This window comes from Solwaraspora sp. WMMA2065, assembly GCF_030345075.1.
Taxonomy (GTDB): Bacteria; Actinomycetota; Actinomycetes; order Mycobacteriales; family Micromonosporaceae; genus Micromonospora_E.
Window position 1 is genome coordinate 1,900,151 of sequence record NZ_CP128361.1, and the last position, 13,585, is coordinate 1,913,735.

General features: G+C 71.0%; 11 protein-coding genes. 4 read left to right on the forward strand and 7 right to left on the reverse strand.

Annotation, left to right across the window (positions count from 1 at the left end; genetic code table 11):
• Nucleotides 1-56 precede the first annotated feature (56 nt).
• Complete coding sequence (locus O7610_RS08685) at nucleotides 57-1,547, forward strand: O-antigen ligase family protein (protein WP_289213018.1); 1,491 nt, start codon at nucleotides 57-59, stop codon at nucleotides 1,545-1,547.
• Nucleotides 1,548-1,550: 3 nt separating this feature from the next.
• Here O7610_RS08685 and O7610_RS08690 read toward each other — a convergent pair whose 3' ends face one another.
• Genes O7610_RS08690 through O7610_RS08705 form a run of 4 tightly spaced genes read right to left on the reverse strand, consistent with a single transcriptional unit; the run spans nucleotide 1,551 to nucleotide 6,433 of the window.
• Entirely contained in the window at nucleotides 1,551-2,807 is a 1,257-nt protein-coding gene (locus O7610_RS08690) for a glycosyltransferase family 4 protein (RefSeq protein ID WP_289213019.1), read from the reverse strand.
• Nucleotides 2,807-4,042: a glycosyltransferase gene (locus O7610_RS08695; protein ID WP_281555215.1), complete on the reverse strand. Its 1,236-nt coding sequence runs from the start codon at nucleotides 4,040-4,042 to the stop codon at nucleotides 2,807-2,809. The genes O7610_RS08690 and O7610_RS08695 overlap by 1 nt, the downstream gene beginning before the upstream one ends.
• A complete protein-coding gene (locus O7610_RS08700) occupies nucleotides 4,023-5,522 on the reverse strand; it encodes a lipopolysaccharide biosynthesis protein (RefSeq protein ID WP_348651194.1) in 1,500 nt (499 codons plus the stop codon). The genes O7610_RS08695 and O7610_RS08700 overlap by 20 nt, the downstream gene beginning before the upstream one ends.
• Complete coding sequence (locus O7610_RS08705) at nucleotides 5,477-6,433, reverse strand: NAD-dependent epimerase/dehydratase family protein (protein ID WP_281555217.1); 957 nt, start codon at nucleotides 6,431-6,433, stop codon at nucleotides 5,477-5,479. The genes O7610_RS08700 and O7610_RS08705 overlap by 46 nt, the downstream gene beginning before the upstream one ends.
• A 231-nt stretch (nucleotides 6,434-6,664) precedes the next feature.
• Here O7610_RS08705 and O7610_RS08710 point away from each other — a divergent pair, with 231 nt between their 5' ends.
• Nucleotides 6,665-8,692, forward strand: coding sequence for a hypothetical protein (locus O7610_RS08710; RefSeq protein ID WP_289213020.1), 2,028 nt, complete (start codon nucleotides 6,665-6,667; stop codon nucleotides 8,690-8,692).
• Here O7610_RS08710 and O7610_RS08715 read toward each other — a convergent pair whose 3' ends face one another.
• The 3 genes from O7610_RS08715 to wecB form a co-directional block, all read right to left on the reverse strand.
• Nucleotides 8,693-9,199: an acyltransferase gene (locus O7610_RS08715; protein ID WP_281555219.1), complete on the reverse strand. Its 507-nt coding sequence runs from the start codon at nucleotides 9,197-9,199 to the stop codon at nucleotides 8,693-8,695. It abuts the gene before it with no gap.
• Nucleotides 9,200-9,273: 74 nt separating this feature from the next.
• Nucleotides 9,274-10,497: a glycosyltransferase family 4 protein gene (locus O7610_RS08720; protein ID WP_289213021.1), complete on the reverse strand. Its 1,224-nt coding sequence runs from the start codon at nucleotides 10,495-10,497 to the stop codon at nucleotides 9,274-9,276.
• A gap of 36 nt (nucleotides 10,498-10,533) precedes the next feature.
• The gene (wecB, locus tag O7610_RS08725) at nucleotides 10,534-11,658 is read right to left on the reverse strand and encodes a non-hydrolyzing UDP-N-acetylglucosamine 2-epimerase (protein ID WP_289213022.1); all 1,125 of its coding nucleotides are present in this window, start codon (nucleotides 11,656-11,658) and stop codon (nucleotides 10,534-10,536) included.
• On the opposite strand from wecB, the gene O7610_RS08730 reads away from it, so the two are divergent.
• Complete coding sequence (locus O7610_RS08730; protein WP_289213023.1) at nucleotides 11,569-12,618, forward strand: serine hydrolase domain-containing protein; 1,050 nt, start codon at nucleotides 11,569-11,571, stop codon at nucleotides 12,616-12,618. The two genes, wecB and O7610_RS08730, sit on opposite strands and share 90 nt — an antisense overlap.
• A gap of 136 nt (nucleotides 12,619-12,754) precedes the next feature.
• Nucleotides 12,755-13,570, forward strand: a complete 816-nt coding sequence (locus tag O7610_RS08735; RefSeq protein ID WP_289213024.1) for an ABC transporter ATP-binding protein — start codon at nucleotides 12,755-12,757, stop codon at nucleotides 13,568-13,570.
• Nucleotides 13,571-13,585 lie beyond the last annotated feature (15 nt).

Sequence of the window (13,585 nt, forward strand, 5' to 3'; positions counted from 1 at the left end):
CCGACAGACAGACCGCTCGGGTTCACCCCGGCCCACCGCAAGCCGAAGGACGACACGTGGTAGACCGAATGAGCCGGCTGACCGTGCTGGTCGGCGCGGCGGCCCTGCTGGGGGTCACGACCATTCTTGCGGTACGGAATCCGCTGGTCGCCTCGGCCGCCGTCGCGCTGCTCGTCATGCTCATCTGCGCATCCCAGATGGACGGCTGGCGATGGCTCCTGGCGCTGACGATGGCGCTGCTGATCGGCGCGTCGTCCGATGTCGAGACGCTGGCCGACGCCAGCTTCTATCCACGGTACGTGGCCGTCGGCGGCCTGGTCGTCTGGGCGCTGTGCCAGCGCCGACCCGCCGCTGCCGCGCCGACGAGTCCGGCTACCGGTGTCCTGATCGGGTCGCTCTGGGTACTCGCCGGTCTCGCCACGCTCAGCGCGGTCTGGTCGATCGCTCCGTTCGAGTCCTTCCAACGTGGTCTGGCCCTGCTGCTGCTGGCCGGGCTGGTCCACGGGTTGGCTCGGCGGCGGTGGCCGGACCGGGCGGTCATGATGGCCGACCTGCGGGTGGTCTACCTGGTGCTGGCCGTATCCGTCGTGGTCAGCATCGGCTACGGAGCGGCCAACGGCACGTTGGCCCCCGCGTTGTCCGGCAGTTCCCGGTTCCAAGGGCTGTTCAGCAACCCCAACATGCTCGGCATGGTCTGTGCGTTGGCCGTGCCGCTCGGCTGGGCGGTCTACCGGGAGACCGGGCGACGTGCCGAACTGCTCGGCATCCTGCCGGTGGCTGGCGCCCTCGTGTTGTCCCAGTCCCGCACCGGACTGGGCGCCGTGCTCGTCGGGGTGCTCTGGGTGATGCTACGACATGGGATCGGTACCCTGACCCGGGTCGCCGTCGGCGCGACCGCGGCCCTGCTGGCCGGGTACCTGTCCGGCCTGTTGCCGTCCGTCTTCGCCGCGTCCTGGATGCAGCAGTTCGTCAGCCGGTTCACTCAGAGCGACCTGTCCAACGGCCGGATCCGGCTGTGGCACATGACGGTCGACCTGTGGTGGGAGAACCATCCGGCGCTCGGTTACGGGTACGCGTCCCGCGACCACCTCTACGAACTGGCCAACTACGACGAACTGCGCGGCTTCAACGTCGGGCTGGTGCACAACAGCTACCTGCAGATGATGCTGGAGCTCGGGCTGGTGGCCGCGGTGCCGCTGCTGCTCACCGTGCTCGCCGCCGGATGGGCCGCTGTCCGGGCTCCGGTGAACGGGGCGAACTCGGGTCTGGTCTGGCTCATCGTCACCGGCCTGCTGATCCAGGTCACCGAGTCGGCGATGTTCGGTACCGGGCAGACGTACCCGTACGTGTTCTGGCTCGCTGTGGTCGCCGTCCTGCTGCACCTGCCCGCCCGACGACGGGCCGGACACCACCGGGCGGCGGCGGACGTCCCACCGCCGTCGCCCCGACCGGACGCGTCGCCACAGCCAGCTGCCTCGCCGCAGCCAGCACCGTCGGCCGAGCCGGGCAGGTCGCCCAACCGGGGGCGGACCCCGGTCCTGCGGTAGTCGTCAGTTCCGGCCCTCGGCCGGGACGACGAACGTACTGACCCGCTGCGACCAGGCCCGGTGGTCAAACGAACGGCGGGCCCGCGACCGGGCCGCCTGGCTCATCGCCGTCCACTGCTCGTCGCGCAGCCGCAACGCGCGCTGCACCGCCCGGCGGACGTCGTCCGGACCGCTGCCGTCGAGCACCAGCCCTTCGGTACCGTCACGCACGTATTCGGCCAGGTCACTGGTGTGGTTGAGCAGCACCGGGCACCCCGCGGCGAGACTCTCCGGCACCTTGGACGGAAAGCCGTTCGCCGCGTAGCCGCCGGTGGGCCGCACCAGCATGGCGAAGTGCGACTCGGCCAGCAGTTCCAACACGGTCTCCCGGGGTACCCGGCCGAGGAACACCACCTCGGCGTGGACGGACTCGAGCACCGCCGGGTCCAGGTCGGACAGGTTCGCCGCGTCGTCGCGGGTGATCCCGGCGATGGTCAGCCGGACCCGCCGCTGGTCCTGCGGTGCCAGTCGGCCGATCCCCGCGACGATCACGTGAAGCAGGTCCTTGCGCCCCGGCGTGCCCGCGTACAGCAGACGCAGACCGGCGTCGAGCGACGGCGGCCCTGGCGGCGCGAACTCGTCGCAGTCCACCTGCGGAGGCACCACCAGCACGGCCCCGCCGCGGCGCTCGAAGTACCCGGCCAGGGTGGTGGACACCGCGGTGAACCGGTCGACGAGCCTGGTCGCCAGAAACGTCGACCACCGGTGGCGCAGGAAGTAGGGGTCGGACCAGCCACGCCGGAACTGTCGCCGGTCGTGGCGTTCGCTGGCGTCGACCACGACCGGGCAGCGCAGCCCGAGACGCAGCACCGCCCAGTTGCCGAACGTCATCATCGCCATCGGCAGCAGGACCACGGAGACGTCGCCGCGGCCGACGCCACGGCGCCGCAACGCCCGCAGCACGCGGACCGGACGGGCCAGACGGGCCGACATCCGGCTGACGTGGTTGGCTCCCCGGATCCGCAAGGTGATCAGTTCGACGCCGCTGGCCCGTGGCCCGTCCGGCGGAAACGGCAGTTCGCAAGGCCAGTCGTTGACCACCAGCGTCGGCCCGCCCTCACCGGCGGCGCAGCGGGCGAGTTGCAGCAGCCGGTTCGAGGTGGCGTCACCGTGCGGAAACGCGTACGCGCCGATCAGCAGCGGCCGTGGCCGACGCTGCCGGTCTGCCGGCCGGTGACCGGCTCGTGGTCCAACCTCGACTGTCGTGGTCTGCTCGGTCATCAGACTCCTTCGGTGCAGGTCCGGACGCGGCCCGGACGCCGCCGGTAGATCGCCAGATGGGTTTCGGCCGCAGCATCGATCGCGAACGGGCTGTGGGCGAATCGATCGCTCGCGGCCGAGGGGGTGGTCGCGGCGGTGTACGCGGCCGCGACGAGCGCAGCCTCCGCCCAGTCCGCCGCCGACGCCCCGGGATCGACGATCACGACGCCGGGTAGCCGCTCGTCGATGAACCGCACGCCGGGCAGGTCGCAGGCCACCGTGCCGATACCCAGCGCGACCGGTTCCAGCACCCCGCCGGGCAACCCTTCCAGGCTGGACGGGTGGACGACCAGGTCGGCCTGTGCCAGCAGGCCGCCCACGTCGCCTCGGGGGCCGAGCAGATGCACCCGGCCGGTCACCCCGACGGCGTCCGCCGCGGCACGCACCCGGGCGTCGTCGGCAGGATCACCCGGCCCGACGAGTACGGCATGCGCGGTGACCCCCCGGTCACGCAACGCGGCCAGGATCGGCGGCAGCAGCCAGCGGCGCTTCTCCGGCGAGGCCCGTCCCACGCTGACGCAGACGAGATCGGCGACGCCCGCTCCGATCATCGCCCGCAGGTCATCGACAGACGGTTGACGCAGGCGGTCCAGGTCGAGCCCGTTGAGCACCACCTGGCAGCGTGGATCGTCCCGCCAGGCCCGGTGGAAGCCGAAGGTGAGCGAGCCGGGCGACACGCCCAGGACGTCGGTGGCGAAGGTCCGCAGCAGCCGCCCGCCGAGCCACCGGAGGATCCGACGGCGCGGGCTCCTCGGCGCGTTGTCGTCCCCTCGGAAGTGCGCGACGCGGCCGGGCACCCCGGCGACCGCAGCGAGGGCGAGCAGCACGCCGGAAAAGTTGGCGCAGTCGACGTGCACCACGTCGGGCCGCAGCTGGCGCAGCAGACGGTGGAACCGGACCGGAAACCGCGCACCGAGCGGTACGGCGGTCACCGAGCCACCGTACCGCTCGACCGTCCCGGCCAGCGGTCCCGGTCCAACGTGGTCGCTGAGAGTGAGCAGATGTATCACGGTGCCGCCACGGACGAGCCGTGGCAGCAGTTCCGCGGTACGCGTCTCGGTGCCGCCGTAGTTCAGTTCGCCCACCACCCGCAGGACACGGCGACGGGCCCCGCCCGGCGGTGGGGCGGTCGCCCCACCGCCGGGCGGGGCCGGATGGTCACGGACGTCGTCCGGGTCAACCGCCAACTCGGACACCGGTCCCCCTTCCGTCGACTGTCGGCCGGACCGCCGTGCCACCGCCAGCGCCCGGGTCGGGCGCTGCATTGTCGGGCGCTGCGGGAGACGGGCCGGCGCCGTGGCCGGCCCGGTCCATTGCCTGCCGGTAGCCGATCACCGCAGCGGGCCAGATGGTGAGCAGGTAAGCCACGCAGGCCGCCAACGGCACGGCCACCAGACCGAGATGGTGCAGGCCCCAGATCTTCAGGCCGGTCGCCAGGACCAGGAACGCGGCCCAGCCGACGGCCTGCGGCCGGAGCAGCCCGGCGCTGTTCTGCACCAGGATCAGCGGCGAGCTGACGGCGACCAGCAAGCTCCAGCAGGCGAGTCCGGCGAGGACCGGGACCGGCACCACGGCAGGGTCGATGCCGCCGACCCACAACTCGATCAACGGGTGCCCCCAGCCGGCCAGCGCCGCGCCCGCCACCCCGACCACCGCCCCGTAGAGCAACACCAACCGTCGGGTGTGCCGGCGTACCCAGGCCACCTCGCCACGGGCCAACGCCGCACCGTTCACGGGCCAGACCGCCATGCCGACCAGGCCGACGAAGATGGACAGCACACCGAAGAGCTTCACCACGACGGCGTAGTGCGCCGCCACGGCGAGTCCGAGGATGTTCGCCACCAGCGGGCTGTCGACGTTGACAGCGATCGACGACATCACGGTGAGCGCGAAGAACCGCAGGCCGAGCCGGAGCAGGCCGGCCGCAGTCGCCCGGTCGACCAACCTGGGGCCGGGGCGCTTGGCCGGCTGCTGCACGCCGAAGTAGACCACGGTGTTGACCAGGTTGACGGCGGGCACCGCCAGTACCGCACAAGCGATCACCGCCAGCGGGTCCCATCCACCGACGATGGCGCACAGCACCGCCACCATGGCGGCCAGCGAGCCGGCCGACTGCCAGACGCTGCTCTGCACGACCTGACCGTCGGCGTACTGGATCCGTTGGATCAGCGACAGCGGGATGTTGACGGCGAACGCTCCGAACGACAGCAGGACCACCGTCGACGTCTCGGCGGCGATGTGCGGATCGGTCACCCCGAACAGTCGTTCCCAGGGCACCAGCGGATTGATCGCGAACAGGCCGCAGAGCAGGGCGACGGCGACCGTGCCGACCGTGGCGAACGCGCTGGAGATCTCCCTGGCCTGCTGCCCGACGTCGGTACCGAGCCGGCTGAGCCGGGTCAGCAGTCCGTTGCCCAGCCCCAGGTCGGCGAACCAGGCCATCCCGGTGAGCGCGGTGACCGCCATCCACAGCCCGTACCGCTGGTCACCGAGGTACTGGAAGCAGGCCGGGGTGATGACCAGCGGGGCCGCCATGCCGGTCGCCTTCGCCGCCATTGCCGCAGCGATGCCGGACCGTACGGCACGGTCACGGTCACGGCCGTCCGGTCCGGTCCGGTCGGCGGCCCCTGTCACCGGCTCGCGACGGGCTCGACGGCCAGCCGACGGGCCATCCACTCGACGGTCGCCCGCAGGCCGTCCCGACGGTCGACCGGGCTGATGCCAGGGAAGAGCGCCTGCAACGTGGCGGTGTCGGCGAGGGAGTGCGCGACGTCGCCGGGACGCGGCGGCGCGTGCTCGCGGTCGACGCGCCGGCCAAGCAGTCCGGCGAGGTCGTCGAGGACCTCCAGCAGGCTGGCCCGGGCGCCGAAGGCAAGGTTGACCGGGTGCGGGTGGTGCACGCGGCGCCGCAGCGCGTCCAGAATGACCGCGCACACCGTACCGACGTAGGTGAAGTCCCGGGACTGGGTGCCGTCGCCGTGCACCAGGGCCGGCTCGCCCCGCAGCGCGGCGTGGACGAACCGGGGGATGACCGCAGCGTAGGCGTGGTCGTGCCGTTGCCCGGGGCCGTACACGTTGAAGAACCGCAACGCCAGCGTGGGCAGCCCGAACGACGCCTGGTGGGCCAGGGCGTACGCCTCGGTGGCGAGCTTGCTCGCCGCGTACGGGCTCATCGGCCGGGTCCAGGTCAGCTCGGTCTTCGGCAGCGTCGGGTTCATGCCGTACACCGACGAGGAGGAGGCGACCAGCAGGTGGGCAACGTCGTGCCGGCGGGCCGCCTCCAGCACCAGCAGGGTTCCGGTCGCGTTCGCGTGATGGGAGGCCACCGGGTCGCGTAGCGACCGGGGCACACTGGGCAGGGCGGCGAGGTGGACCACGGCCTCCCGGCCGGCCATCGCGGCGTCCAGTGCGGCCGGATCCAGGATCGACCCCTCGACCACCTCGACGTCCAGCCGGGTGAGGTTGTCGCGCAGTCCGACCGACAGGTCGTCCAGGACGGTGACCTCCTTCACCGCCGGCTCGACCAGTGCGGCACGGGCCAGGTTGGAGCCGATGAAGCCGGCTCCGCCGGTGATCAGAATGCGCATGGGACAACTCCTCGCAGTGCCGCCCGGTCACCTGTACATCGAGCCGACCGAGGAGCGGGTAACGGGTTCATAACATCTTTTGTCAGAGATATCGCCTCACATTGTCTATACCGCCCGCAAGGATCGCCGAACGGCCGGCAGCGTTGTCATGTCACCGACCGAAAACCGTCCTGAACTGCGAAAAGGCGCACAGTGACAGCAGGTCGCGCGGCTCGCCATGGAGGTGCCGAGATGCCTGGACTGACGGTCTACCGGTCGAACGCCCTGATGTCGATCAGGTCAAGGTTCGACGGCACCCGGGACCTGGTGATGCCGGCCAACCTGGCCTACGCCGAGTCCATGGTCGGCATGTGGCACGCGGGCCTGCCCCAGGTCACCCTCGTGCCGTCGACCGCCACCGACGCCCAGGTCTGGCCGGTCATGTCGGCGGTGGGCACCCGGATCCACGACACCTCGGACGACAACTGCCCGATCCACACCGGCTGGTCGTACATCGGCGGCAACCACGGCTACAACATCGGCACCCAGGTCGCGCTCACCAACCACGGTAAGACCACCGCCGACCTGGGCTCCCGGTGGACCGACGGAATCCGGACCTTCACCCTGCTCGCCGTGCCGAACGGCAACAGCCTGCTGTTCGGCAACCCGTACACGATCGTCGACGGGGTCACCCAGGGCGTGCGGGTGCGGCCGGCGGCGGCACTCACCCACGTCGCCGGGGCGACGAACCGGACCTCGGTACCGATCACCTGGTTGACCCCGGACGTCCAGATCCGCCCGGCCACCCACTCGCACACCGTGGTCGTCGACCTCGACGGCCGGCCGGTGCCCGACGGCCGGTCCACCGGTGAGCAGCTGCGGATCCGGGAGTCCTACGTGATCCCCTCGTACCGGGGGATGATCGACACCGCCCAGGCCAACATCGGCACACCGCTCGCCACCATCATGACCCGGATCCCGCCGATGTGTCGCATCGACAACGACTACCGCTGGTCGCCGGGGGGCCTGCTGGTCACCCAGCGGGTGACCGCCATGGACCGGTTCACCCTGAGTACCGGGGTCACCCAGTGCTCGGCGCTGACCGTGCCGGCGGGCGGCAGCCGCCTGCAGTTCATGCCGAACGTCGAGGCGGCCGGGACACTGAACTGGTCGTCCTGGGCGCGGATCGACACGATCACCGCGATCACCGATATCACCCCGGCGAGTCTGCGGGACCCGACTATGCCGGCGACCGGCATGACCCAGTGGGCGGTCAGCGGCGGCGGGGTCCAGCTGTGGGGAATCGCCGCCGGTCTGCTGCCGGTCGACGACGGAGAGCCGGCGACCAGGGTGCGGCACACCACAGCGAAGAGCTGGTTCGTCTCGTCCAGCCTGAAGAAGAACTACCCGCAGCTGGTGTGGGGTCGCGAGCTCTGGCCGGGACAGACGGTCACCGGTACCGCGTACCGACGCTATCTGGCACCGCCGTCGGCCGCGACCGAGCTGGTCGTCTCGGACGGCAGCAGCGACTTCGTGATCATCGAGCGGGTGGGTACCGTCGCCGCCGCCCGGATGGCCGTGTCGGAACTGTTCCACCGCCGGCTGGTCCCGGTCGGACCGACGAACCTCGCCGTCGCGGAGCGGGTCGCGGCCGAAGGCATCGCCTACCAGGTGCCGGTCTCCCCCGGGTACGGCATGTGGCGGGCGGACCCCGACCAGGCCAGCCCGCAGCCGCTGCCCGGAGCCACCTCCGGGATCGGCAGCTACTTCCTGCCGTTGGCCGGCCCTACCGGGACCACCACCTGCACCGACGCGTTCCAGCGGCTGCTGCTGCACCCGATGTACCTGGCCGAGGCCACCCGGGTCGACCGGGTGTGTGTGGAGATTACGGCGACCGGTAGCGGCTGGTTGCGCCATGGCGTGTACGCCCACGACCCGACGACCGGTCGACCGGCGTCGCAGGGACCGATCGCCGACTTCGGCGCGCTCAGTGTGGCCACCGCCGGTATCCGGGAGTACGTGCTGACCACGCCGGTGACGCTGCCCGCCAGCTGGCACTGGTACGCCGTCGTGTGGCAGGGCTCCGCCACCACCCCGCCCACCCTGCGGACCAGCCAGGTCGGCGGTGCCACGGCGTTGAACATCGGTTCCGGCCCGGCGGCGATGACCGGTAACCGATTCGGCTACCAGATGTCCGGCGTGGCCGGCCTGCTCGGGCCGGTCGCGGTCGCCGGTGTGCACCAGTTCCCGCCGCCGCGGATCGCCTACCGCCGGGCCTGATCACCGCGCCGGTACGCCGTAGATCCGCTTCATCTCCGCATGCTTGGCGGCCACCGGAAGGTGGCCGATACCCAGCGACTTGGCCTGCAGACTGCGCAGATAGTCGTCGGTCGTGCGCAGCGGTCGGGCCGGCACCCCCGCAGCCACCGTGTTGTCCGGGATGTCGCGGGTGACGACCGAACCCGCGCCGATGACGCACCGGTTGCCGATGGTCACCCCGGCCAGGATCATCGCCCGCATCCCGATGTAGACGTCGTCACCGATGACGATCGGAGCCGTCCAGTCCAGTTCGGGATGCTCCTTGCGGAGGATCAGGGTTCCCCCGTCGTGGGTGACGAACTGCACCCCGGAGGTGATGTAGACGTTGTCGCCGATCGTGATCAGCCACGGTTCCGAGCCGAACATCGCCCGGTTCACGCCGTAGAAGCGCACCCGGCCGGTCAGGTTGACTCCCAACGATCTGACGAACGCCTCGGGATCCCGGCTGGCCGCCAGATGGTCCCGCACCCGCCGGACGATCGTACGAAGACGACTGGACACACCCAGTCCAACGAGCCTGGCAGCACACCGGTGACGGCGGGTCACCGGCAGAAGTGGCGGGCGTGGTCGAGGACGTTGAGTTCGCGCGCCTGCCGCCGCCATAGCCGGTACCGCCGCCCCGCCGTCACCTTCGCCGCGGCCCGCTCACCCGCCGACCGGCCAGCCAGCTCGTTCACCGCCTCGGCCAGCGCCGACACCGTCAGCGGCCGGACCACCACCCCGCCGGCGCTGGAGATCAACTCACTGAACGGGGTCCGGTCGGAACAGACGACCGGGCAGCCGGCCGCCAGGCTCTCCAGGATGACGTGTCCGAAGTTCTCGCCCAGCGTCGGGAACAGGAATGCGTCGTACCGGGCGAAGGTCGACAGCACCTCGGCGGCCGGCAGTTCGCCGTGGTACCGCACCCGGACATGGCCGGGCACCGTCGCGATGAGCTGACCGCACCGCGCCCAGTACGGCTCGTCCTCATCGGGCCCGAAGATGTCGAAGTCGACCGGCCGGGTTGCCTGGGCCACCGCTGCCAACGCCGTGTCCAGGTTCTTCATCGGTGAGATCCGGCCGATGAAGACCAGCCGCAACGGACCGTCGTGCGCCACGACCGGTGGCGGCGGACGATCCGGGATCGGACACTCGTTGCCGTTGACCATCACCCGTGCCCAGGGCAGCGCCGCCGCGATCTGATCCGCCTCCAGCTGGCTGCACGCCTGCCACCGCACACCGAGGCGACGCAGCACCGGTGCCCACACCGCAAGGAAGAGCCGCTTCTTGCCGCCCTTGATGGCCAGAGCGGCGGGGGCCAGTTCGCCGCGTGGGGCGATCATGATCGCCGGTATCCGCAGCAGCCGCAGGGCCACCGCCAGGATCGGGACCACCGAGTACATCGACCACAGGCTGTTGACGTACAGCAGATCAACCGGCCGCGACCGGATCTGCCGCAGCAGCCGCAGCCACTGCCGGGGGCGCACCGGGTCGAGATAGAACACCGCGCAGCGGCGGTCGCGGTGGACCAGTTCGCCGGACAGCCCCGGGTACCGGTCGCTCGCGTGCAGGTCCCGGTCGCGGGTGACCAGGGTGACGTCGAGGTCGTCAGGCAGGGTGTCCAGGATGAAGCGCAGCGACCGGATCGGGCCGCCGCCACGGAACCCCGGCTCAAACACCGCAGCGGTGGCGAGGATCCGGAAGGTCCCGGTCGCCGCGTCGGCGGTGGTCTGCCGGGTCGCCACCCCGCCGGCGGCGGGTCGGACCCGGGTCGTCGTTTCACACACTGTCGGCTCAGCCTTCGATTCGTACGGTTGCCGCGCTCAGCGACGCAGCCCGGCCCACTCGTGGTGGCGCCGCACGGTGGACAGGATGAAGTCGACGACCCGCCGTGAGGTGTCGGGCACCTGGTAGTCCGCCGGGCAGGGTACCCCGGCCGAGGCGACCTGCTCGACGGTTGCCCGGACGGCTTCCACCACGCCGGCCGGGTCCAGCCCGGTCATGATGATGCCACCGACGTCCAAGGCCTCCGGCCGTTCGATCGACTCCCGCAGCGTCACCGCTGGAAAGCCCAGGATCGCCGCTTCCTCGCTGATCGTGCCGCTGTCCGACAGCGTGCAGCGGGCGGCGCACTGCAGGCGTACGTAGTCGAACAGCCCGAACGGCTCGTGGAAGGTGATCCGGTCGAGGCTGGTCGGGTCGGTGGCCAGCACCTCCAGCCGTTTGCGGGTACGCGGATGGGTGGAGACCAGCACCGGTAGCGCCCACTCGTCGCGTACCGCCCGCAGACAGTCGAGCAGCTGGTGCAGCCGGTCCGGCCGGTCGACGTTCTCCTCACGGTGGGCGCTGACCACGAAGTACCCGCCGGCGGTCAGCCCGAGTTGGTCGAGCACGGTGGACCTGGCGATATCCGCCCGATGGTGCTCCAGCACCTCCCGCATCGGTGAGCCGGTGTGCAGGATGCGGCGCGGATGGAGGCCTTCGGCGATCAGGTTGCGGCGGGCGTGCTCGCTGTAGACGAGATTGAAGTCGGAGACGTGGTCGACCAGGCGCCGGTTGGTCTCCTCGGGCACGTTCAGGTCGAAGCACCGGTTGCCGGCCTCCATGTGGTAGACCGGCACCCGCATCCGGCGGGCCATCAGGGCGGCGATGGCACTGTTGGTGTCCCCGAGCACCAGCAGGGCGTCCGGCCGGCAGTCGTCGAGGGCGGCCTCGATGCCGACCAGGACGCCGCCGAGCACCCGACCGAGCGAGGTGGTGTCCACGCCCAGCGACCGGTCCGGCGGGCGCAGCCGCAGCTCGGTGAAGAAGACCTCGGAGAGGACCGGATCCCAGTTCTGCCCGGTGTGTACCAGGACATGGTCGACGGTGCGGTCCAGCCGGTCCATCACCCGGGACAGCCGGATGATCTCCGGCCGGGTGCCGACAACCGTCATCACGCGGGTCATGACCGACTCCTTCATTGCCGATTCGGGACGCCTGGGGCACCACCACCCACGCAAAGCGGGCAATCTCCTCATATACCAACGAAGCATCGCACTACCGGTAACGACAGCGTTGATCGGTCAGCCGGACCATCGAGAGGAGCAGCAAACCATGAGATCCGAATCCGTACGCGGCACGGGAAGCCGCGTACTCGCCGCTCTGGTGATCGCGGCGACACGGTGGAGCAGGTGGCCAGCAACCGTGCCTGTGTGCGGCACTACGCGGGCACGGAGGCCGACGACGGCGCCGACCCGGACGACGTCGCGCAGTGGCAGGCCGAGGACACCGATCTCGGCACCACCTGGTACGCCAACGCCACCGCGGCCGCGGCCGAGTTCTGGGACTCCGACCTGGTCTGCTCGATCGGTGACCCGCACTACAGCACCCACGGCTACACCATCCTGGGCGCGGCGTTGGAGGGCGCGACCGGCACCCCGGTGGGCGAGCTGACCGAATCGGAGCTGACTGCCGCGTTCAACCTGGGCACCCTGCGGCCCGAGAACCTGTCGGACACCTCGGTGCGGCGCAGCACCTTCTACGACGGCGCCAACGACGAGTACGGCGGCGACGAGGTGAGCTGGAAGGTCCTCGGCGGCGGGATGGAGTCCTCGGTCGCCGACCTGGCCCGCTTCGGCGACAAGCTGATCGGCGGCGAGATCGTCGGCCCGGACTCGCTCGACCCCATGTGGGTCGACACCGGGTGGAGCTACGCGTACGGGTGGTCGATCAGCACCGAGGACGGGCACCGCCGGATCGGCAAGACCGGTGGCGCCGACGGTTCCACCGCGTATCTACAGATGTACCCGGACGACGGGATCGTGGTGGCGGTACTGATGAACCGGGCCGACGGGGTGGCCGGCGAGAACCGGGCCGGTGTGCTCGGCTCCGAGATCGGCACGCTGGTGCTGAACACCCTGCCCTGACCGGTGCCGGATCCCCGGTCCGCGGGATGCCCGAGCGGCGTCCTGCGGCCGGGGATCCGGCGTCGCCGCCGGTACGCCGGGCGGCCGGTGCCCGGCGACTTTGCCTCGATCAACGTTTAGGGTAGCCTCACCTAACATGATCGCGACGGCGTTGCACGGCGACGACCTGGTGCTCGGATACCAGCGCACCACGGTCGTCCACGGCGTGTCCGTCGCCATCCACCCCGGCGTGGTGACCGCCCTGATCGGCCCCAACGGCAGTGGCAAGTCCACCGTGCTGCGTTCGCTCGCCCGACTGCACCGGGCATCGTCCGGCCGGATCATGCTCAGCAGCGGCAACGGCGACCTCGAGGACGCGGCACCGCTGTCCGCCCGCGACTTCGCCCGCCGGGTGACCCTGCTGTCCCAGTCGCGACCGCACCCGTCCGGCCTGCGGGTCCGCGACGTCGTCGCCTTCGGGCGCCACCCGCACCGGCGCCGGTTCAGCCCGCTCACCGACACCGACCAGGCGATGGTCGACCACGCCATGGAGCTGACCGGGACCACGCCGATGGCCCACCGCGCGGTCGACCAGCTCTCCGGCGGTGAGCTGCAACGGGTGTGGCTGGCCGCCTGTCTCGCCCAGGACACCGGCGTGCTGCTGCTCGACGAGCCGACCAACCATCTCGACCTGCGCTACCAGGTCGAGATCCTCGACCTGGTCCGTGACCTCGCGGACCGGCACCAGACGGCGCTCGGCGTCGTCCTGCACGACCTGAACCAGGCCGCCGACGTGGCCGACCAGATCGTGCTGCTGAGCCAGGGCCGGGTGCGGGCCGCCGGCCCGGCGGCCGAGGTACTGACCACGGAGCACCTCTCCGAGGTCTACGGGTTGCCGATCGACACCACCGTGGACCCGGCCACCGGTCTGGTGCGGGTCGAGCCCCGAGGGCGACACCACCGGCGCCGCTGATCGCCCGGTCAACCA

What these genes read in the sequence shown, in the direction of transcription:
- O7610_RS08690 (WP_289213019.1), bottom strand. Translation starts at nt 2,807, where the DNA reads ATGACCGAGCAGACCACGACAGTCGAGGTTGGACCACGAGCCGGTCAC.
- O7610_RS08705 (WP_281555217.1), bottom strand. Translation starts at nt 6,433, where the DNA reads ATGCGCATTCTGATCACCGGCGGAGCCGGCTTCATCGGCTCCAACCTG.
- O7610_RS08710 (WP_289213020.1), top strand. Translation starts at nt 6,665, where the DNA reads ATGCCTGGACTGACGGTCTACCGGTCGAACGCCCTGATGTCGATCAGG.
- O7610_RS08730 (WP_289213023.1), top strand. Translation starts at nt 11,569, where the DNA reads ATGGTCGACGGTGCGGTCCAGCCGGTCCATCACCCGGGACAGCCGGAT.
- wecB (WP_289213022.1), bottom strand. Translation starts at nt 11,658, where the DNA reads ATGACCCGCGTGATGACGGTTGTCGGCACCCGGCCGGAGATCATCCGG.
- O7610_RS08735 (WP_289213024.1), top strand. Translation starts at nt 12,755, where the DNA reads ATGATCGCGACGGCGTTGCACGGCGACGACCTGGTGCTCGGATACCAG.